This is a genomic window from Microvirga sp. 2MCAF38 (assembly GCF_052115485.1).
In the GTDB taxonomy this organism is placed as follows: Bacteria; Pseudomonadota; Alphaproteobacteria; order Rhizobiales; family Beijerinckiaceae; genus Microvirga.
In genome coordinates this window covers 26598-44891 of record NZ_JBFRGU010000007.1, presented here as the reverse complement: position 1 = coordinate 44891, position 18294 = coordinate 26598, and the positions used below count along the sequence as shown (strand labels likewise).

Sequence of the window (18294 nt, the reverse complement as noted above, 5' to 3'; positions counted from 1 at the left end):
GCCAAGGCATCGGGCCCGGGGCGGCAGAGCCCCAGAGCGTGGTCATGCTTTTTCAAATAAATCTTAACTATTTGAAAGAAATCAATTGAAAAATATGAAAATTCTTGTGTGACCATCCACCATAAATAAATTTCTATCGGCTTTAGCGTAGGTTAAGATGTCTAGTTGACTGCATTTTGACAATGATACTTGCTTTTGACGTTCTTCCTTAAGCTTGAATTTCGGTTTGAGTGAATATTGCTTGAGCATTGACGTGCCTTGGCGTGTGACGTACACGAACCAAAGTGACAAATTCCGGTGCGAAGGGCCGTAGGTCGCATCGCGATCCGTTCGAATGAGAGTGGTATGACGACCAACAAGAAAATATTGGTGACGGGAGCAGGTGGGTTCATCGGGAGCCATCTTGTCGAGGCGCTGGTGCGCGATGGCTTCGATGTCACCGCGATGGTGCGATACGGCTCGTCCTCAAGCTGGGGAAATCTTGAGTTTCTGGATCCCGAGATCAAGAAGAACTTTCGCGTCGTCGCGGGCAACATTGAAGACAGCGATTTCGTCTTTCGCTCCGTCGAAGGAGTGGACGCCGTTTGCCACCTCGCAGCTCTGATTGCGATACCATATTCTTACGTCGCGCCCCGTAGCTACATCAGAACGAATGTCGAGGGTACGCTCAACGTGCTTGAGGCGGCAAGGCGCTTCGCCGTGGGGCGTGTCGTGCATACGAGCACGTCGGAGGTTTACGGTACGGCGATAACCTCGCCGATCGACGAGAGCCATCCGCTCCAGGGGCAGTCGCCCTATTCAGCGTCGAAGATAGGCGCCGACAAGATTGCTGAGAGCTATTATCGTTCCTTCGGGACTGGTGTCGTAACCCTGCGGCCATTCAACACCTATGGCCCACGCCAGTCGACGCGTGCCTTCATTCCGACGATCATTTCCCAGGCACTTCAGGCGGATACGATCAAGTTAGGATCTCTGACGCCTCAGCGCGACATGACATTCGTTGCTGATACGGTCGCCGGGTTCATCGCGGCGGCGACGACGCCTGGAATCGAAGGTGAGACCATCAATCTCGGCACTGGCAGCACATACAGTATCGGTGACTTTGCCCAGCGTATCCTGTCCTTGATGGGAGTGAACAAGCCCATCGTGCAGGATGCGGAGCGCATGCGGCCGGAGAAGAGCGAGGTAATGAAGCTCATCTCCGATAATTCGAAGGCTGACCAGTTGATGGGTTGGCGCCCGCGGGTGGAGCTCGACGCCGGTCTCACACAAAGCATCGAGTTCGTCACGCGCCACATCAATCTTTATCGTACAAATACCTATACCGTTTGAGCGGCCAGACATTTTTGAATTAGGGTGGTCCAATCATGAAGGCTGTCGTTATGGCGGGGGGCAAGGGAACCCGCCTCCAACCGTACACTGCAGTATTTCCGAAGCCGTTGATGCCGCTCGGCGATATGCCTGTAATCGAGCTTCTTCTTCATCAACTGCGCAGCGCCGGCGTCACCGAAGTGATTCTCGCCGTCAATCACCTGCATCATCTCATCCGGGCGTTTTGCGGCGACGGATCAAGGTTCGGTCTTAAGATCGACTACAGCCTTGAGGATTCGCCCTTGGGGACGGCTGGCCCCCTGGGGGCCATCATCGACCAGATCGATGACAACTTTATCGTCACCAATGGAGACCTGCTGACGACGTTGGATATCGGTCGTATGGTCGCGACCCATCATGAAACAGGCGCCGACGCTTCCGTCGGATTGTACGAAAGAGAAATTAGGATCGATTTCGGCTTGGTTGAGACAGACGAACAGATGCGTCTTGTCGGCTACCGTGAAAAGCCCACATACAAACATCTGGTGAGTATGGGGCTCTATGTGCTCAAACCCTCATCTGTACGGCCCTACCTCCGACCAAACGTACATCTTGATATGCCTGATCTCGTGAAGATCCTAGTCGCAGGGCAAAAGCATGTTCAGTGTTACAAGCAAGAAAATTGCTTTTGGCTGGATATAGGTCGACCTGACGATTACGCTCAGGCGCAAAAGATGTTCGCCGATGAGCGGCAACTCTTCCTACCCGAGTGAATCGATGCGCGCAGTCGTTACTGGAGCGAGCGGCTTTTTCGGGCGGCATCTTCTTGTTGAGCTTCATCAGCGGGGCGTCGAGACGCTGGCGGTCAATCGACGGGAGGACGTTGTTTGTTGCGCGACGCAGCAGGTCGTGCTTGCGGGCGGCGCCGAGGTAACTGATATTTTTGAGGTTCTACAGAGTGCCTCACCTACGATGGTATTTCACTTGGCGGGGCGAACGTCCGCTCCGTCTGTCGCAGATCTTTATCGCGCCAACGTTATCTACGCAGCAAATCTTCTGCAAGCGGCCGAGAAGTTGCCATCCCCTCCTGTCGTTGTTTTGGCGGGTAGTGCAGCAGAGTATGGCTACGTTCCTCCAGATAAATTCCCCGTCTCGGAGGATTGGCCCTGCAGACCGGCTACTCCGTATGGCATCACGAAGTTAGCACAGACGCATCACGGATTGGCGGCTTTTGAGAAGGGAGTTCCGGTCGTCGTTGCGCGCCTGTTCAATATTATCGGACCCGGCATGCCGGAGCATTTGGCGCTCGGTAGTTTTGCTGCCCAAATTGCCGGTATGGGAAATGCTGGCGGAATTCTGCGAACCGGCGACTTGGATAGTGAGCGCGATTTTCTGGATGTAACCGAGGCCACGCGTCTCATTGTTGATTTGGCCTTTACTTCTCGCATCAGTGGAAACGTGGTCAATGTTTGCTCTGGTTACGGCTTGAACCTAGCTGAATTGACGGATGCTCTTGTTCGAATTTCCGGGATACCGGTCAAAATCATGCAATCACGAGCAAGCCATGGGACGAACCCACTCAGGCGCTTCATCGGTGATCCGACTAAGATTAGAAGCTTGGGACTCTCACCATCTTTGCCTCGCTTTGAAGATGTCCTTTTTGGAATTTTGAGCGAGGCCAGAAAAAGAAATTTAAAATAGCAGACGCAAAACTGCATCCTCTAAAGTTAGAAATTATTGCTTGATATTAGATACCTACCTGCTTCTAACAAGGACGAAAAGAGCGCACAAGTTTTGCTGCAATTCTACGCGCTAGCCTCAAGGCCGAACCAAGGCCACGCGATTTAAGAACGCGTTGATAAAGTTGAGATGCCTTATACGAGCGGGACTGTTGAAACTCGTACCATCGCGTCAACTCATCGGATTGAGCGTTATATTCATTGCGCAGTACATCGATGCCTGTCGCGTACTCATCTCTGATCTGTTCAATTTGGTCGCGCAAAATGTTTGCTTGGCGGGCGTAAAACAAACCTCTTCTCCGCACATTCGCGAGTTCTTTTTCGGCTTTGTCCTTCGCTTCACTCCGTTCAAGTAAAAAACTATTTTGTTCCTTAAAGAAAGTTATAGCAAGCCAAGGTTCCATGAAGGCGTGGAATGACAGCGGGGCGACAATGGCTGTATGAGGCAGCTTTGTACCCCAAGCCCCTATGAAAAAACGGCAACTCTCTTTATTTGGTGCGATATTTGATTGGGCTGGTACGGCTGCGCTAGCCTCAATCTCAGCGCACTGCAGTGCCAAAGACATATGCCCAGAAACATTCTCCATCTGCGCGTGGCCGGCAGGATAAAGCATGTAGCCTTGGGTTGGGGTGCCAAAGAGCCACTGTGTAGCAGGACCAAGAATGCTCGTCGTAATTTTCTGTAATTCGTCGAAAGTATAGATACCCAAATGATAAGGATTTTTCGTCTCCTCAACCTGATCATTGGGGCAACTGACAACTATAGCACCATTCTCTGTGCGGAATTGTAGGAACCCCGAGAGGAGGCCCCCCACGTCGGGCACGTGCTCCAAAGTTTCAAAGGACACAATGAGGTCGAAAGGATCTGCATCGCGCAGCGTATCGTGCAACTTGCAGGCATCTCCTTGCACGAAGGAAATATTTTCTCTGCCAAACACCCGCTCAGCAGTTGCTACGGCCTCGGAGGAAATATCAACTCCAACAACTTCAGCAGCTCCCCACTCTGCCAGTAGAAAGCTGCCATAGCCTTCTCCGCAAGCGACGTCCAGCACCCGCTTGCCCCGGCACAAATCTCGCACGCAATAATAGCGTGCAACGTGCTCTGCGGCCAACATTGCGTTGTACGCGGAGGACGCCCCTTCAAAATGGATACGTTCGTCAGACATTCTCGTCTCATAAGCTGGCGCATCTAAAGCACTAGGGCGCACAATGTGATTTTTGCAACGCTTCTACCGAGCTACTGCCCGTATCCCAGCATCAGACGCCGATCAAGAGCTTGAAGGTTGCCATTTGGCCCAACAATGGAATCGAAGATCTCCAGATTCTCTGCCACAAATGTAAACTCTGTAGGCTCAACGAACGGAAGCATAGAGTCCGACTTAAGTTCCTGGATCAATTGATAGTAGATTATTTTGAATTCGTTGAGCAAGGCGGAAAAGCGAGTAACAAAATTACCAGCGAAGCCCATCGAAGATACATGAAGACGAGCGGAGGGAGCGCATGATTGAATGATCTTCAGACACATGAGCTCAAGATCTTCGCTGCTTTGTTTTGGAAATAAAACTCGAAGATTGATAGGGGTTACAAAGGGAGGTAGATTTTCGACCCATTCCGGTGCGATGCTGGAGGACTCGAAAAATACGAGGATACGACTGTTTGAGGTAGCATCTTTACTGTCTCTAAGCGGAGCAAAAATTGCCGTGTCCTGCAGATTTTTGAGTCGATCTGGCAAAAAAACGACTTCAGTAAATGTATCCGCTCCCACGAGCTCGCATAACGTGTAATAGTCAACGCCGATTTCAGGTGGGACATGTATTGTTGAGAAATATCCTTGGCAATCCCAGTAATAACGCCCGAGCTCAATTGCGGGCTCTATAGCGTTCGCGCGGCTCATGGCGAGGCGAATGTCTTGATCTTCAAGTATTTTTTTTCCACGAATCTTCGAGCTTCCAGATCGATAAAGCTCAGCTGATTCTTTAAATTGAGAAATAGCGTCATTGAATATCCGCAAATACGTCTTCGGCGTAAATAGACGTGACGGCGGGATTTGCCGAGCCGAAATACGATCAGCTTCGTGATTTCGGCTGTTTTGTCTTTGTCGGTAAAAGAGAATTGTGTTCTCTGCTACTTTGAACTTGAATCCAAGACCTATCGCTTCACAGTTGAAGTGCCAATCTTCGTAGGCGTATCCATTTGAAAGAGGTACGTCTTTGTATTGAAGTACCTCAAAGAGTGACCGGGGGAAAAAAATCTTTGATGTAAAAAGATGGTACTTAATCAAAGCGGGAGCAAAAATTTCATCTTGATTGAAATACTCTACAACATGATAGTTTTTTCCAAAGCCCATCAATATTTGAGGCACTATAATCGCCTGCTCTCCGAGGCGCTCCGCTTCAAAGTACATGCGAGCTATGTTCGAGAAGGGTATGATATCGTCACCATCTGCGATCTCGAAATATCGCCCCCTGGCCACGGAGCAACCTTCGTTGCGAGCTAAACTCACCGAACCTAGGTCGACATAGAGCGCCTGCACGGCCGCAAACGCAGCGAGGTCGGAATTCTCGAACGCACTTTTGGTCGCAGAGTCTGTGCGATCGAGTACCGCGACGAGTTCTACCCCAATACCCTGAGATCTCGCAAAGTCCGCCGCTTCGGAAAGAGCCATGAGCGTCCTAGCGACGTATTTGCCTTCTCTATGAAATGTCAGGATGATAGACACATCGATGTTTGGCATAGGCGATATTCAATCTCTGCTATTCTAGGTGACGGCGAAATTGCAATTGAACGGTTCTAGTTGCCTAGCTTCCCGTTTTTGAACCAAAAATCATTGCAGCTGCGGAACTATAGTTCTTCGCCGAGTGACGCTCCTCAACGAGCGCGAATGCTTGAACGGCACATTTCTTTCGAAGGTGTGGCTCGGCATAGAGAGTTTCGACGGCGGCAACGTAAAGTTCTGCGTCAACATCGTCGTTTCCCGCGCAAGTGATTAGAACCCCGGTTTCGCGATCGTGAATCAGTTCCGGGACCCCGCCAACCGAAGGGGCGATAATGGGGCAACCAGCCTCAGCCATTTCTAGCAGAACAGTCGGCATGCCATCGAAAAGCGAAGTGTACAAGAAACAAAAGTAGTTCCCAGCTTGAACGTCCTCGAAGCTTTCAAATTTGCCATGATAGTGAACGTTTGGCTGATCGAAAAGGCTAGTTGCATCTAGATCGTCAAGTGTTGCGCTGCCGAACAAGTCAATGCGGACATCAGGTAAACGCTTGGCTAGAAGCTTCGCGATTTTCAAAAGAAGGCTCGGGCGCTTCTCTCGATCTAGGCGCGACAACCAGAGCAAGGACAAGGACGCGTTTGAAGCTTCCAACTGAGCGACGTTGAGTTCTTTCTTGATATCGAGTTTCGCATACATAAGCTGCCATTTTTCAGGCGCAATACGTATTCGGTTCTGATCGGAGACAGAGATCCCTGCATTGTCGCAGACAATCTTGTCGAGGAATTCGATGTGCTCCGAGACAAAGTGGAAAGCGGAGGGCTCGACAAACGAAAACGCGTCATAAAAATTTCGACCATCTGAGAAGCGATAATATACTGGGTCGTTCTGTTTCAGAACGGGCGCGAAACGCGCAAAGAATTTTTGACCGAACGAGCTGGACTTAACGTGTATGCGCGCGTTCGGAGCGGACGCTTGCAACAGCTTGAAGCAGATGAGTTCACGATCCTCATCACCCAGATTGGGGAATAAAGCCGGTAGATTGATGTGAAGTGTTCCCTTAGGCAGTTCGTCAAGCCATCCATAACGCTCGAATGGCTCGCCAAATAGCACGAGAATCGATGCGTCGGGCCTCAGCGCAACCAGTTCGTGCATGACGTTCAAAATGTATCGGTCTGCTCCTCCGACGGTCAGAAACGGTAGAAGAAAGACTTCGTCAAATTTGCGATCTCCCACGAGTTGGCAGAGTTGCGCATATGCGGTGCCAACGCCGATGTCCGAGGACAGATAGTTAAAATAAACCGCGTCCCTAAAGCACTCGATCTCAATGGCGGGATCGATCGCATTTGCTGCGAGCATGAGCTCTTGAAAGACCGGATTATCAAGAATGGCTTTTCCAAGTGGTTTGATATCGGTTCGCCAATCTCCCTCGCGCCTAAAGCGCTCAGCGTGAGGCGCGCACTGAGGTAGATAATATTCAGCTTGGAATAGTATTGATGGCGCAATTTGGCGAGTCGAGATCGAATTGGCCTGGTTTAAAAGGCCGCCTTTTCGTTGACGATAAAAAAGAACGACCTCTTGAGCCGCGTTGAACGTGTAACCCAAGGCTATGGCACTGCAGTTGAAGTGCCAATCTTCGTATGCATACCCTTTGGTTAGGCGCGCATCTTGATACTTCAATTCATCAAAGAGAGAACGATGGAAAAAGACCCTGGAGAGGTATGGGTGATCCTTGATCAGGGAGAGCGGGGAGATATCCGCCAAATCCGAATATTCCGCTATGTGGTAGGTTGTCCCAAAAGCTAACAGGAACTGCGGGACGAGAATGGTCTTATGACCGGCACGCTCCGCATGAAAGAACATGCGTTCGATGTAATTGAAAGAGACTAGGTCATCGGCGTCTGCCGTGGCCAAATAGGTGCCAGAGGCCGCCGCGCACCCATCATTTCGCGAAGGCCCGAGAGAACCGTTGGAAACACGAAGCACATTAACGGTAGCGAAGGCAGACAAGTCGAAGCTTTTGAAGGCGCTCTGGGTAGCCTCATCGGCACAGTCAAACACCGCCACAAGCTCGGTTGTAATTCCAATGGCGCGGGCGTAGGTCGCCGCCTCAGCCAGGGATGCCAAACTGCGACGGACGTATCGCCCTTCCCGGTGCAAAGTTAGAATGAGCGAAACATCAATCGAAGGCATTCTCGTCATCGCCATTTTTTAAGGGAGCACACAACCGAAGTTTCTAACATGATGCGTTGCCAGGAGTCACTGCTATCGTCAGATGTGGCGCTATTGTACGCCTGAAGGGCTTGGCGGTGCGTGGAAGCAAAAATTTCGAGTTAAAATATGGTGTCGATTTTGTAAATACAGGTAAATTTTTTATAAGCTTAGAATTTATGAAGATACTTTAGTAATGTTCTTTTCATATTGGCCAAAATAAAATTAAGAAATTCAGATTATGATAGGAGCTTATAGTTTTTTGAAATTAAAAGGCATGATTTAAACTGCGTTGTATGGCGGGAATTTTCTTCGTGATGAGATGTGGATGTTGAGCTCTTCATCGCATTCTTGTTTGGCGCTGCGATTGAAGCTGGGCGCGGTGCCCGGAACTCTTGCGACGAATGCTACACTTGATTTAATCAGGTCCAGAAGATGATGTTGCTGGGATGTAGATGGCTGATATTGACCTGCCCCTGAGATTCTTTCAAGAGAATATAGTCCGGTCTTTTTAAGGGACGGATCATGAAGCGATCACGGTTTACGGAAGAGTAGATTATCAGGATTTTGCGCGAAGGCGCTCGCGTCTTACGGCCTGGTGGACGGATCGTTATGGTTGAGCCCAAGATTACTCGGGGCAGTTCGCTCTTCTACAGGTTCATCCACCAGGAAATTCGTCAACATGTCGGAACCCCTAGCTGAGGGCGATACCGAATCCTGACCGGGGTCCGTACGATTCTAACAGACCATTTCTACGCTGGTTGCGACCCGCTATAAGAGAGCCTTCATAAGGCTATCCCGTCGCTCCATTTGAAGAAGGGCTTTTGGTTTCGTTTGCCATCTATCCGCTTAGTGGCGGATTTAAACCATGGGCTATATTGTCGTCGGCGTTAGCGAAACGGGGATTGAGGCTGAAAAGATACGTCGAGCCCTTGCTAGGGCGCCTTCTCGTTGTATTCTCCTCGTCATCGAAAACGTCCGAAAGCGTAGCAATCGATGGTCGACTTGGGCTGTAAGCTAATTTATTCATTGCAACCTTGGCAGCCCCCCCGCGTTGTCTCTGTGAGAACATGAGCGAGGTTCTATCATGGGCATCATCTGGACCATTATCATCGGTTTCGTCGCTGGCGTCATTGCGAAATTCATCATGCCGGGAGATCGGGAGCCGTCCGGCTTCATCTTGACCACGATCCTCGGCATCGTGGGCGCCTTTGTCGCGACCTATCTCGGTCAGGCATTGGGCTGGTACACGGCGGGTGAGGGCGCAGGGTTCATTGGAGCCATCGTCGGCTCGGTGATCGTGCTCTTCGTCTGGGGGCTTATCGCCGGCCGCAGCTCTACGACAATCTAGTCGGTAGACGCCGAGATCCGCTCGCGCTTAATCGTGCCGGGCTATTCTCGGCGTCTCCGTAGTGCGCCGAACAACGCAGCCTTAATCGGACAGTCGCCTTTGCAACCGCGCCACGCGAGATATGAGCCGCTAGCGCCAGGGGTAGGCTGGGGCGCGGTTCTGTCGCTGCGGCCGCAAGGCCGAGTCCTGCTGCGACATAGACGACCCCTCCATCGCGGACAGGTTCGATATCCTCTCTTCAGTGAGTGAGGCTTGTTCTGGCTTCATATCATTCTCCCCGCGAATAGTTTGAGCCGAGGGTCACACAACCCTCATTGGTTCGCTTCTCAGAGCAACGTGCCGCTCAAGAACATCACGGCGACCGTAAAGTAGATCACGAGCCCCGTGACATCGACAAGAGTGGCGACAAAGGGCGCTGAGGCACTGGCGGGATCGAACCCGAGGCGTTGCAGAATGAAAGGCAACATGGCGCCTGCCAGGGAGCCGAACGTCACGATGCCGATGAGTGCGGTGCCGACAGTCAACGCGACAAGAACCCAGTGCTCGCCATAGTCGAAGAATCCCAATTTCTGCCAGAGCGAGATCCGGATGATGGCGATGACGCCGAGGATGAAACCCAGTGTGATGCCCGAAGGAATTTCACGCAACGCAACGCGCCACCAGTCGTGAAGATGGATGTCGCGCAGAGCGAGAGCGCGGATGAGCAGGGACGTGGATTGTGAGCCGGAGTTGCCGCCCGAACTCATGATCAGCGGAATGAAGAGCGCGAGAACGACGGCACGCGAGATCTCGTCTTCAAAATACTGCATTGCGCTTGCCGTCAGCATCTCACCGAGAAACAGTGCGCACAGCCAACCACCACGCTTCCTGATCATTTCGGGAAAGCTGATATCCATATAGGGTTTCGTAAATGCCTCGACACCACCAAACTTCTGCACGTCCTCTGTGCTCTCTTCCACGATGGCGTCGATGATGTCGTCTACCGTCACAATTCCGAGAACATGTCCGGCCTCGTCGACAACGGGCACCGCAAGAAGATTGTATTTGGAAATCAGCCGAGCGAGATCCTCACGATCGGTGAGAGGTGTCGTCGTGATGGGGCTTAGGGTCCGTGCAACGGATAGGATAGGCGCGTCAGGCTCTCCCGTGATCAGGCGCCGCAGGCTCACCGCCTGTTGCAGGGTTCTGGTGATGGGATCGAGAACGTAGATCGCGTAGATGGTCTCGCGCGTACGCTCGACAGCGCGAATATGCTGCAGGGTCTGCTCGACCGTCCAGCTTGCGGGAACGCTCACGAATTCCGTCGTCATCAAACTACCGGCTGTATTCAAGGGAAACGCCAGAAGCTGTTTGAGCGACGCCTTCGTTTCCGGATCGAGGTGCGCAAGGAGGTGTGACCGCGCGGGCTCCTCGAGCTGGCGGAACAAGTCGGCTGCGCGGTCGGACGACATGCCGGCCAGGAGGGCGGCGGCCTGCTCAATGGGGAGGCGCCCGATCAATTCCGCCGACGCGTCTAATTCCGGTTGGTCGAGTACCTCAACCGCCCGCTCATGCGGAAGAAGAGAAAGCACGTCCGAGGCGGTCCCGGGCTCCTGATCGTTGAGCGCCTCGACAATGTCGGCGATGTGCTCGTCAGCCAATTCGGCTGCAAGGGCGGCAGGATCCAGTCCTGCTTCTGGGGCGAGGGGAGTATCTTCCATGGCTCACCTTCTGTCGAACTGCCGCCAGCAGCACGACGCGGTGGCCGACCTCAGCGATCAGACCGCGTGGGCCGAAGGCGGCACGAACAATCGACTATGACTGTCGCTAGGCATGAGGGTTCAGGTTCCTTGTTGAAGGTCCTTGCCGCAGCAAAGACAGCTGGGGAACTGTGCCCTTTGTCCTTGCTGTCAAGAGACAGGCTATTCAAAGCTCCTTCACGAAACGGCGAATACCGGGGCGCCTAGATTGGAATTTATCTAAATCATTGATATTGCGAGGCAATTGTCATTGCGGTAGAGCTTCCGCTGCCGACGCTCTCGCTTTTGTGGGAGACGGCGTTACAGATTTTAACCCGTAGTGAGCGCGAGCGAAGGCGTCATTGTTCGGAGCAGATTTCAAGTCGGGTCCAGTGAGGCGGGGGCGATGCCGCTCCTCGAAATGCGGGGATCCACCTCAATGATTCAGGACCGCGATTATGCTTGATGATGGCTTTTGTCGAAGAGAACGGCGCGGGGCGATTTGCTTGCGCGGACTTTTTCTTATGGGTGGCACGGCATTGACGGTTGGCATGTCACATCCCGCTCTGGCACAGAATACTGCGCCGTCCGCTATCGTCAGTCTGCCGCACGACCTTTCACCTTGGGCGATGTTCACCAATGCGGATATCGTCGTGCAGACGGTCATGATCGGATTGGCCTTCGCCTCCCTCGTCACATGGACGATCGGCCTCGCCAAGGGCGTGGAATTGCTTGTGGCAAAACGCCAGGCCAATCATGCGCTGCGGCTTGTTCAGACGGCGGCCGATATTTCCGACGCTGCTCGAAGTCTGAAAGGTCGTTTGGCTAAGAGCGCTGCGGAAAATTTACTCCACGCAGCCCGGGCTGAGTTAGAGCGTTCGCAGGACTTGCCCGCAGAGGGCATCAAAGAGCGTGCGGCTGTCGCGCTCTCGCGGATTGAAGCCCGAGCCGGACGCAGCATGGCGCGTGGAACAGGCGTTCTTGCCACCATCGGGTCGACAGCGCCTTTCGTCGGCTTGTTCGGAACGGTTTGGGGCATCATGAATTCGTTCATCGGCATCAGCAAAGCGCAGACGACCAATTTGGCTGTCGTGGCTCCCGGCATCGCCGAGGCACTGCTCGCAACGGCCATCGGGCTCGTCGCGGCGATTCCGGCGGTCGTCATCTATAATGTCTTCGCGCGCTCGATTGCGGGCTATCGCGCAATGCTCGCGGACAGTTCCGCCGCCATTATGCAGCACCTGTCACGCGATCTCGACAGACCCAGACCGCATGCGCGCGTAGCTTCGATCCGGCCTGCATCCGCAGCACATATTCGGACTGCGGAGTAAAGCCGGTGGCCGTCCGCCTGCAAGAAAATCACGATGAAGAGATGGACGAAGTTGCTGATATCAACGTCACGCCCTTCATCGATGTAATCCTCGTTCTTCTCATCATCTTCATGGTGGCGGCCCCCCTCTCGACGGTGGACGTCGCCGTCGATCTTCCGACCTCGAATGCTCAGCCTCAACCTCGCCCCGACAAGCCGCTCTATCTGACGGTCAAGAGCGATCTCACGCTTGCCTTCGGTGAATTGCCAGTCGTGCGCGAGGCATTGGCGGGAACGCTCGATGCTCAGACGCTCAACGATCGAGAACAGAGAGTTTTTCTGCGGGCCGACCAAGCCGTCTCCTACGGAGAGTTGATGAAGGTGATGAACCTTCTTCGCTCTGCGGGCTATCTGAAAATCGCCCTCGTCGGTTTTGAGGACATGGGCGGAACACCGCTGCGATGAGCGGTTTCGCGCGCGGATCGGTTGCAGGATCGGCGCTGCTCCGCTGGGGTGGCGCCTTTGCAATCGTCAGCGCCGTTCATGCTGCGGTCGTGTGGGTGACACTCAGCCGCGTTGCCCCGGAGACGGAGGCGCACGGATCTTCACCTGTCCTGATGATCGAGCTAGCTCCCCTGGCAGTGGCGCCGACGTCGCCTTCGCCCGAAATCTCGTCGGCTGCGTCCCCTAGCGAACCCGAGCCTCTCCCGGCGCCTTCACCACCTGAGCCAGAACTGCAGCTGCCTTTGCCAGAGATTCCGAGCCCGGTTGTCCTGCCGACCAAACCACAAGTTCGCGCCCCGTCTCCGCAATTTGAAGAGCGTGAAAAGGTTCAGAAGAAACCCGAGCCGCCGAAGCGCAGGAAAGACAATCCCAAACCAACCGATGCTGCCCCTGCAAGCGTCGCCGCACCCGCGTCGGAGGCGCGTGCCGAAACATCGGCTGCGAGCGCACCGGGCGTTTCGTCGCCGTCTTCAGCGATCGCTTCCTGGGGGGGCTTGGTGAGAGGCCATATTGGACGGTTCGCAACATCGAGCCGCTTATCCGGCTCAAGGGCTCGCACGGTCGGCTTGGATGTCTCCATCGATCGACGGGGACGAATCATGAATGCACAGATCACCCGGAGTTCGGGCGATCAGACTTTCGATGGGGAAGTTCTCCTCATGCTTCAGCGTGCAAGCCCGGTTCCGGCCCCTCCGATTGAGGTCAAAGGCGAGATCGTCAATCTGAGCACACCGTTCACGTTCAAACCCTAAGGAACGGGATTCAGTGTTGTGTGCCGCCACCGGGATGCTGGGCCAGTGTGAGCCGCACGGTACCGGACGCATCGATACTGAGATCGGCTCTGATCGTTTCCGGCTTCTCGAACAGATGCATGAAAGCGAGAAGCCTCAACCGGGTCACTGGTGACAAGCGCGCGACCACATCGAGCACCGTGTCGGCAAGTGCGTCGACGAGTTCTTCGCGAAGAGGTGCACCTATCGTCGGGTTCTCATCAGGCGGCTGCATATGGGATCCGATTGAGGAGAGGGGAGAGCTGTCCCTGTCTGACAAGAGATGTTTCGCGCAATCGCGCGAACTGTCGCACGCTTTCGAGACTTTGCTCAGAAATGGCGATTGAAGCGGCGACACATGGCTCGCCTTCTATCGTGATCGGAAGTCCGAGAGGACGAACGTTGAAGCCGACCTGCTGCCAGCGAGGCAACCACCACATCTCGACGACAGCTGTAACCTCCGTGATACCTTCATCGAGGCAGAATTCCTGCAGGGCCGCGAGCAGCCGGCAGTCCGTTCTGCCGACACGCCGCTCCTTCACCACGAAATACCGGGTCCATTCGAAAATGTGGAAGGAGCGCGGAATGCCCCGGGTGGCGAGATGCGGAAAGACATCGCTGATCATGTGGGGAAGGATGGTCGGATAAAGCCGCTGTCCACCCACGACCCGGTCTTGGTCGATTGCAAGAAGATAGACGGCGTGCTCATCGTCATAAGCGTCGATGTCCAGTCCGTCGGCCCGCCTCAGATCGTTCCAGCCACGCTCCTCGGCGAAGATCTGATGCCTGAGCCGGTAGAATTGCTGGACATGTTTCTCGTAGCGCGTGCGATTGTCGCACGTGACGACATGAACGAAGGTCATCTGCTATCCCCCACTTGTTTTTCTGGAGGTAGTGTCGCGCTTTGTTTGTGGGTTGGGTATTGTAGGAAATTACAGGTCTTTCAGACTTCGATCAGCCTGTGCTGAAGGGCCTTCGCTACCGCTTGCGTTTTATTGGCGGCGCCCAACTTGTCGCAGGCGCTGACGATATGGGCCGTTACCGTTCGTTCCGTAATCCCGAGAATTTCGCCGGTATCGGCTGCGGATTTCCCTGCGGCAGCCCAATGAAGCGTTTCCCTTTCACGTGCCGTCAATACCTGGATCCGCGCCGATATATCGGGTAGCAGGACCTGACGCGCCCGCTCGAAGGCGTACATAGCCATCAGGTGGATTGCGGGTTTCGTTCGTGATGACAGATCGAGGTCGATGCCACTCATGGACAGACACGCCTCGTAGCCCTTAAGGCCATGAATCGGCAGGCAAAAACCATTTTTCATCCGAAAATCGGTCGCCCTTTCCATAACTTCGACTGCGCCCGGCTCTCGTTCTCGATGAAAGGGAGCCTCCGCCCATTCGAAGGGCCTGACCGTGTTGCGGCATAGCCGGATGATAGGGTCGACGCGAACGTAATCCTCACGAGTGTAGATGTCGAACCATCCGGTGGGCCAATGCTTAAGAAGGACGACCTGTTCGAACGTCTCACGCGGGCTCGGGAGGCCGGTGATGATGAAATTCTCGAAACCAAACAGGCTCAAGGATTTACTCAGGGCGTCGACAATCTCTCTCGGCGTCGCAAGCCGATCCAGGCTTTCGATAAACGAAAAGGCTTCCGTTGCGTAGTCGAACGCGCGATCAGGCAACGCCGATCCCCTGAAACATTTAAACAATCATGACGGGCAATTACCAATAATGCAACTATTGGTTATGCGCGAATTCTCTGCTAGAGGGGGTGAGGAAAGCGGAGCACTCTGTGGAAAAGAAAGCGCCAAGCCTGATCGATAAGCATGTCGGTAGCCGCGTTCGCTTAAGGCGGACGATGATCGCGATGAGCCAGGAGACGCTCGCTGAAGCGCTCGGACTAACCTTTCAGCAGGTTCAAAAGTACGAAAAAGGGGTGAATCGGATTGGTGCAAGCCGGCTTCTCGGGATCGCCAGGATGCTTGGTGTCGGCGTCGATTATTTCTTTGAAGACTTGCCCGACCTGCCGCTTTCGCCTTCGAGGCCCGACACTCACATGCAGCAATTTCTCACGCTTCCCGAGAGCGACCGCTTGGTCCGTGACTTCGTGCGGTTGAAAGATGCGGATGCGCGACGAAGAGTGGCCGACCTCGTCGAATGGATGGCGGGCGTGGGCGCCGACAAGGCCGCGGTCTAGGACCTTTTTCTGCGCAATCATCCGATGCGAAGGCCGCTTATCCCGCGACCGGATACGCCGCGCATGAGTATCGGCACGGGAACTTGCGATGGTTCCATTAGTTACCGTGTTGCGATGAAAGCGAGGTGAACGATGGGTTCGGAGACGCACGGCGGAGATGAGAGACACGCGCAAGAGGGAAATCCGGCGTGGGACGAGTTGAAAGACGACGTCACCCATCTCGCGCAAGAGGCCAGGGCGCAAGGGCGCCATTTTGTCGACGCGGCCCGTGAGCAGGCTGCCGACTATGCGGAGGAACGGAAGGATGGAATCGCGAATTCTGTCTCAAACTTAGCCAATACGCTTCGGGAGGCGACGCAGACGTTCGATGATCGGCCCAACATTCGCGCGATTGTAGACAGTGCTGCAGAGGGATTGGATCAACTCGCCGACGCCATCCAGGAACGTCAAATCTCCGAGATCGTCACGAGCATCGAAGGCGTCATGCGGCGCCACCCTGTGCCGGTGGCCGCGTTATCCATCGGACTTGGCTTCCTTGCCGCACGGTTCATCAAGAGTACTGCGCGCGATTTACGCGATAGCGGGGCTCCGTCCGAGCACGAGAAACCAGGATTGCGCGGAAAGCGAATTCGTCGCTCGAAGGTCTATGGGTGAGGAACTACGATGTCAGGCGACCCTCAGACAATTCAAACGCTGGTCGGCGATGTTCTGCGTGAATCGAGCGATCTCGCTCAGAAGGAGTTCGCACTCTTTCGAGCGGAAATGAATCATAATATCCGCGCGCTTTTCGCTGGTCTTGCGATGTTTGTCGTTGCCGCGATCTTCGCGATCGCGGCAATCATGCTGCTTACGAAATCGCTCGTAGAGTGGCTTGCCACAATCCTTCACTCAGAAGCATTGGCTGCTCTCATCGTCGGCGGCGCTCTGGCGCTCGTCGCGATCGGGCTCGGGCTTTATGGGCGTCGCGCGATCTCCGCCGTCACACTAGCGCCACGTCGCACCTCGCGCTCGATCAGGCGCGATGCAGAGATTCTTTCCGAGAGGTCGCCAGGATGACGCGGGCACTGGACGATCTCGAGCGCGACATTGAGGTCAGTCGCGCCAAACTCGATCAGACGATCGATCGCCTGCAAAGACGCATGACGGTCTCCGGGGTTGTCGATGATGCCTTGGGCGTCATGCGCGCGGGACGATATGTATCTCTCTTCGATACCACTCTCGTGGCGGTTCGCAGGAATCCAATTCCGGTTTTTCTCGTCGCGGCTGGGATCGGCCTTTTCATGCAACGGATGCGCAAAGAGGCGCGTGAAGATTGCAGTCTTCCGATGCAGAAAAAAGAAAAGCCGACGCAAGCGGAGCGCAAGTCTCCACTCCCGCAACCGCCTGATTTACGCGCGGGGCCCTACGATTTTTGAGGAGGATGTTGATGACCGAGACGAAAAGGAACGGCGACAGATCGCTTGAAGAAAAGTCCGGAACCGAAAGAACCCGCAGGATTTCGGCGGGGACATCGCTTGGCAACATTGGCGAATCTCCAATGCCACATGTGCAAAATAAGGAGCAGCCGCGCCAGGGCGAGACTGTTGGAATGCGTGAGGCCGCAGATCACACCGGGCGCGGCGCGCGCGGTAAGGCGGAGCGTGTCAAGGAGCGCGTGGGCGAGAGCTACGAAGAGACCGCTGAATGGGCCCATGATACTTATGATCACGCGTCCGCGTGGGCCGAGGATCTTTACGATCGAGGCCACCACCGGTTGGAGGCTGCGCGTGCCCGATCCGCAAGGAAGGCGGCACGATTGGGACGACGTGTCAAAGACTACGCCGCCGAAAATCCTTTGATGATCGGTGTCGTGGGCTTGGCCGCCGGATTGTTGATTGGCGCACTCCTTCCTCGGACACGGCGTGAGGATCAGGCCTTTGGCGAATGGTCCGATGAGGTCCGTCACGAAGGTCTTCGCTACGCGCAGGACATGACACGGCGTGGGCGCGATTATGTCGAGGAGGCGTTTGAGGAGGACGATCCAGTCTTGCGCGAACACGAATCCGAGGAAGGGCTTAAAGATGAGGGTCCGCTGACTTGAGCGTAGCGCCCAGGCGAATAAGTTGTTCCGACGTTCACCAGCCTCAGCCTCGCCCTGTCGGAAACCGATAGAATCCTAGAGGTGGGAAGCGCGTTTCCATCGGGCGTTATCCCTCAGTGACATCCAATGTCGCACCGTCTTGTTCTCGCTGAGATCGCAGCGCCGAGCGCACCTGTTTTACGAGTACCGGAGATTTGCATCCCTTAAGTAAATTAATTGAATCGACTCAATATAGGATAAAATTCAAAATAAAAGCTTGGCTGTATAGGCCAAAATTTCAAATTACTTCACTTCTTCAATAATCAAAATTTAACCAGGACAGCGGTATGGCTCTGGGAATTAAGTATACGAGGGAACTCTGTGAGCCGATGCTCGTTCTCTACGTTGTTACGGG

General features: G+C 54.3%; 20 protein-coding genes. 12 read left to right on the top strand and 8 right to left on the bottom strand.

Annotated elements, in window-relative coordinates; genetic code table 11:
- The first annotated feature begins 345 nt into the window (after positions 1 to 345).
- The 3 genes from AB4072_RS15380 to AB4072_RS15370 are packed head-to-tail and all read left to right on the top strand — an operon-like array spanning position 346 to position 3012.
- Positions 346 to 1332 (top strand): SDR family NAD(P)-dependent oxidoreductase, encoded by a 987-nt coding sequence (locus tag AB4072_RS15380; protein WP_441969314.1) that lies wholly within the window; start codon positions 346 to 348, stop codon positions 1330 to 1332.
- A gap of 35 nt (positions 1333 to 1367) precedes the next feature.
- Entirely contained in the window at positions 1368 to 2084 is a 717-nt protein-coding gene (locus tag AB4072_RS15375; protein ID WP_441969312.1) for a sugar phosphate nucleotidyltransferase, read from the top strand.
- A 4-nt stretch (positions 2085 to 2088) separates the two neighbouring features.
- Positions 2089 to 3012: an NAD-dependent epimerase/dehydratase family protein gene (locus tag AB4072_RS15370; protein WP_441969311.1), complete on the top strand. Its 924-nt coding sequence runs from the start codon at positions 2089 to 2091 to the stop codon at positions 3010 to 3012.
- Positions 3013 to 3076: 64 nt separating this feature from the next.
- Here the strand turns inward: AB4072_RS15370 and AB4072_RS15365 are convergent, their stop codons facing one another.
- From AB4072_RS15365 to AB4072_RS15355, 3 genes are all read right to left on the bottom strand, one after another.
- Positions 3077 to 4216 carry a methyltransferase domain-containing protein gene (locus tag AB4072_RS15365; RefSeq protein ID WP_441969309.1) on the bottom strand — a complete coding sequence of 380 codons (1140 nt, stop codon included), beginning with the start codon at positions 4214 to 4216 and terminating at the stop codon, positions 3077 to 3079.
- A gap of 71 nt (positions 4217 to 4287) precedes the next feature.
- Positions 4288 to 5715, bottom strand: coding sequence for a hypothetical protein (locus AB4072_RS15360; RefSeq protein ID WP_441969307.1), 1428 nt, complete (start codon positions 5713 to 5715; stop codon positions 4288 to 4290).
- A 133-nt stretch (positions 5716 to 5848) separates the two neighbouring features.
- Positions 5849 to 7954 carry a glycosyltransferase gene (locus AB4072_RS15355; protein WP_441969306.1) on the bottom strand — a complete coding sequence of 702 codons (2106 nt, stop codon included), beginning with the start codon at positions 7952 to 7954 and terminating at the stop codon, positions 5849 to 5851.
- A gap of 1105 nt (positions 7955 to 9059) precedes the next feature.
- On the opposite strand from AB4072_RS15355, the gene AB4072_RS15350 reads away from it, so the two are divergent.
- Positions 9060 to 9323 carry a GlsB/YeaQ/YmgE family stress response membrane protein gene (locus tag AB4072_RS15350; protein ID WP_441969304.1) on the top strand — a complete coding sequence of 88 codons (264 nt, stop codon included), beginning with the start codon at positions 9060 to 9062 and terminating at the stop codon, positions 9321 to 9323.
- Positions 9324 to 9649: 326 nt separating this feature from the next.
- Here the strand turns inward: AB4072_RS15350 and mgtE are convergent, their stop codons facing one another.
- Positions 9650 to 11023, bottom strand: coding sequence for a magnesium transporter (mgtE, locus tag AB4072_RS15345; protein WP_441969302.1), 1374 nt, complete (start codon positions 11021 to 11023; stop codon positions 9650 to 9652).
- A gap of 476 nt (positions 11024 to 11499) precedes the next feature.
- Between mgtE and exbB the strand changes: the two genes are divergently transcribed.
- Positions 11500 to 12372: a tonB-system energizer ExbB gene (gene exbB / locus AB4072_RS15340; protein ID WP_441969301.1), complete on the top strand. Its 873-nt coding sequence runs from the start codon at positions 11500 to 11502 to the stop codon at positions 12370 to 12372.
- Positions 12373 to 12413: 41 nt separating this feature from the next.
- Positions 12414 to 12815 (top strand): TonB system transport protein ExbD, encoded by a 402-nt coding sequence (exbD, locus tag AB4072_RS15335; RefSeq protein WP_441969299.1) that lies wholly within the window; start codon positions 12414 to 12416, stop codon positions 12813 to 12815.
- 367 nt (positions 12816 to 13182) lie between these two features.
- Here exbD and AB4072_RS15330 read toward each other — a convergent pair whose 3' ends face one another.
- Positions 13183 to 13434 carry a hypothetical protein gene (locus AB4072_RS15330; RefSeq protein WP_441969298.1) on the bottom strand — a complete coding sequence of 84 codons (252 nt, stop codon included), beginning with the start codon at positions 13432 to 13434 and terminating at the stop codon, positions 13183 to 13185.
- Positions 13435 to 13453: 19 nt separating this feature from the next.
- Here AB4072_RS15330 and AB4072_RS15325 point away from each other — a divergent pair, with 19 nt between their 5' ends.
- Positions 13454 to 13606, top strand: a complete 153-nt coding sequence (locus AB4072_RS15325) for an energy transducer TonB family protein (protein WP_441969296.1) — start codon at positions 13454 to 13456, stop codon at positions 13604 to 13606.
- Between the two features lie 10 nt (positions 13607 to 13616).
- On the opposite strand, the gene AB4072_RS15320 is transcribed toward AB4072_RS15325, so the two are convergent.
- From AB4072_RS15320 to AB4072_RS15310, 3 genes are all read right to left on the bottom strand, one after another.
- Complete coding sequence (locus tag AB4072_RS15320) at positions 13617 to 13859, bottom strand: hypothetical protein (protein ID WP_441969294.1); 243 nt, start codon at positions 13857 to 13859, stop codon at positions 13617 to 13619.
- Positions 13846 to 14487 carry an acyl-homoserine-lactone synthase gene (locus AB4072_RS15315; protein ID WP_441969292.1) on the bottom strand — a complete coding sequence of 214 codons (642 nt, stop codon included), beginning with the start codon at positions 14485 to 14487 and terminating at the stop codon, positions 13846 to 13848. The genes AB4072_RS15320 and AB4072_RS15315 overlap by 14 nt, the downstream gene beginning before the upstream one ends.
- Before the next feature lie 80 nt (positions 14488 to 14567).
- Positions 14568 to 15305: a helix-turn-helix transcriptional regulator gene (locus AB4072_RS15310; protein ID WP_441969290.1), complete on the bottom strand. Its 738-nt coding sequence runs from the start codon at positions 15303 to 15305 to the stop codon at positions 14568 to 14570.
- A gap of 176 nt (positions 15306 to 15481) precedes the next feature.
- Here AB4072_RS15310 and AB4072_RS15305 point away from each other — a divergent pair, with 176 nt between their 5' ends.
- From AB4072_RS15305 to AB4072_RS15285, 5 genes are all read left to right on the top strand, one after another.
- Positions 15482 to 15820 (top strand): helix-turn-helix domain-containing protein, encoded by a 339-nt coding sequence (locus AB4072_RS15305; protein ID WP_441969288.1) that lies wholly within the window; start codon positions 15482 to 15484, stop codon positions 15818 to 15820.
- 132 nt (positions 15821 to 15952) lie between these two features.
- Positions 15953 to 16474, top strand: coding sequence for a hypothetical protein (locus AB4072_RS15300; protein WP_441969287.1), 522 nt, complete (start codon positions 15953 to 15955; stop codon positions 16472 to 16474).
- Between the two features lie 9 nt (positions 16475 to 16483).
- Positions 16484 to 16876 (top strand): phage holin family protein, encoded by a 393-nt coding sequence (locus AB4072_RS15295; protein ID WP_441969285.1) that lies wholly within the window; start codon positions 16484 to 16486, stop codon positions 16874 to 16876.
- Positions 16873 to 17235, top strand: a complete 363-nt coding sequence (locus tag AB4072_RS15290; protein WP_441969283.1) for a DUF3618 domain-containing protein — start codon at positions 16873 to 16875, stop codon at positions 17233 to 17235. Before AB4072_RS15295 ends, AB4072_RS15290 begins: the two co-directional genes overlap by 4 nt.
- 122 nt (positions 17236 to 17357) lie before the next feature.
- Complete coding sequence (locus AB4072_RS15285; protein ID WP_441969281.1) at positions 17358 to 17900, top strand: hypothetical protein; 543 nt, start codon at positions 17358 to 17360, stop codon at positions 17898 to 17900.
- The last annotated feature ends 394 nt before the right edge of the window (positions 17901 to 18294 follow it).

Excerpts from the sequence above, each read along its gene's own strand:
- AB4072_RS15295 (WP_441969285.1), top strand. The coding sequence starts at position 16,484 with ATGTCAGGCGACCCTCAGACAATTCAAACGCTGGTCGGCGATGTTCTG.
- AB4072_RS15370 (WP_441969311.1), top strand. The coding sequence starts at position 2,089 with ATGCGCGCAGTCGTTACTGGAGCGAGCGGCTTTTTCGGGCGGCATCTT.
- AB4072_RS15365 (WP_441969309.1), bottom strand. The coding sequence starts at position 4,216 with ATGTCTGACGAACGTATCCATTTTGAAGGGGCGTCCTCCGCGTACAAC.
- AB4072_RS15315 (WP_441969292.1), bottom strand. The coding sequence starts at position 14,487 with ATGACCTTCGTTCATGTCGTCACGTGCGACAATCGCACGCGCTACGAG.
- AB4072_RS15285 (WP_441969281.1), top strand. The coding sequence starts at position 17,358 with ATGCCACATGTGCAAAATAAGGAGCAGCCGCGCCAGGGCGAGACTGTT.
- AB4072_RS15290 (WP_441969283.1), top strand. The coding sequence starts at position 16,873 with ATGACGCGGGCACTGGACGATCTCGAGCGCGACATTGAGGTCAGTCGC.
- exbD (WP_441969299.1), top strand. The coding sequence starts at position 12,414 with ATGGACGAAGTTGCTGATATCAACGTCACGCCCTTCATCGATGTAATC.
- AB4072_RS15355 (WP_441969306.1), bottom strand. The coding sequence starts at position 7,954 with ATGCCTTCGATTGATGTTTCGCTCATTCTAACTTTGCACCGGGAAGGG.
- AB4072_RS15350 (WP_441969304.1), top strand. The coding sequence starts at position 9,060 with ATGGGCATCATCTGGACCATTATCATCGGTTTCGTCGCTGGCGTCATT.
- AB4072_RS15305 (WP_441969288.1), top strand. The coding sequence starts at position 15,482 with ATGATCGCGATGAGCCAGGAGACGCTCGCTGAAGCGCTCGGACTAACC.
- AB4072_RS15330 (WP_441969298.1), bottom strand. The coding sequence starts at position 13,434 with ATGGAGACATCCAAGCCGACCGTGCGAGCCCTTGAGCCGGATAAGCGG.
- AB4072_RS15325 (WP_441969296.1), top strand. The coding sequence starts at position 13,454 with ATGAATGCACAGATCACCCGGAGTTCGGGCGATCAGACTTTCGATGGG.
- mgtE (WP_441969302.1), bottom strand. The coding sequence starts at position 11,023 with ATGGAAGATACTCCCCTCGCCCCAGAAGCAGGACTGGATCCTGCCGCC.
- exbB (WP_441969301.1), top strand. The coding sequence starts at position 11,500 with ATGCTTGATGATGGCTTTTGTCGAAGAGAACGGCGCGGGGCGATTTGC.
- AB4072_RS15300 (WP_441969287.1), top strand. The coding sequence starts at position 15,953 with ATGGGTTCGGAGACGCACGGCGGAGATGAGAGACACGCGCAAGAGGGA.
- AB4072_RS15380 (WP_441969314.1), top strand. The coding sequence starts at position 346 with ATGACGACCAACAAGAAAATATTGGTGACGGGAGCAGGTGGGTTCATC.
- AB4072_RS15320 (WP_441969294.1), bottom strand. The coding sequence starts at position 13,859 with ATGCAGCCGCCTGATGAGAACCCGACGATAGGTGCACCTCTTCGCGAA.
- AB4072_RS15360 (WP_441969307.1), bottom strand. The coding sequence starts at position 5,715 with ATGGCTCTTTCCGAAGCGGCGGACTTTGCGAGATCTCAGGGTATTGGG.
- AB4072_RS15375 (WP_441969312.1), top strand. The coding sequence starts at position 1,368 with ATGAAGGCTGTCGTTATGGCGGGGGGCAAGGGAACCCGCCTCCAACCG.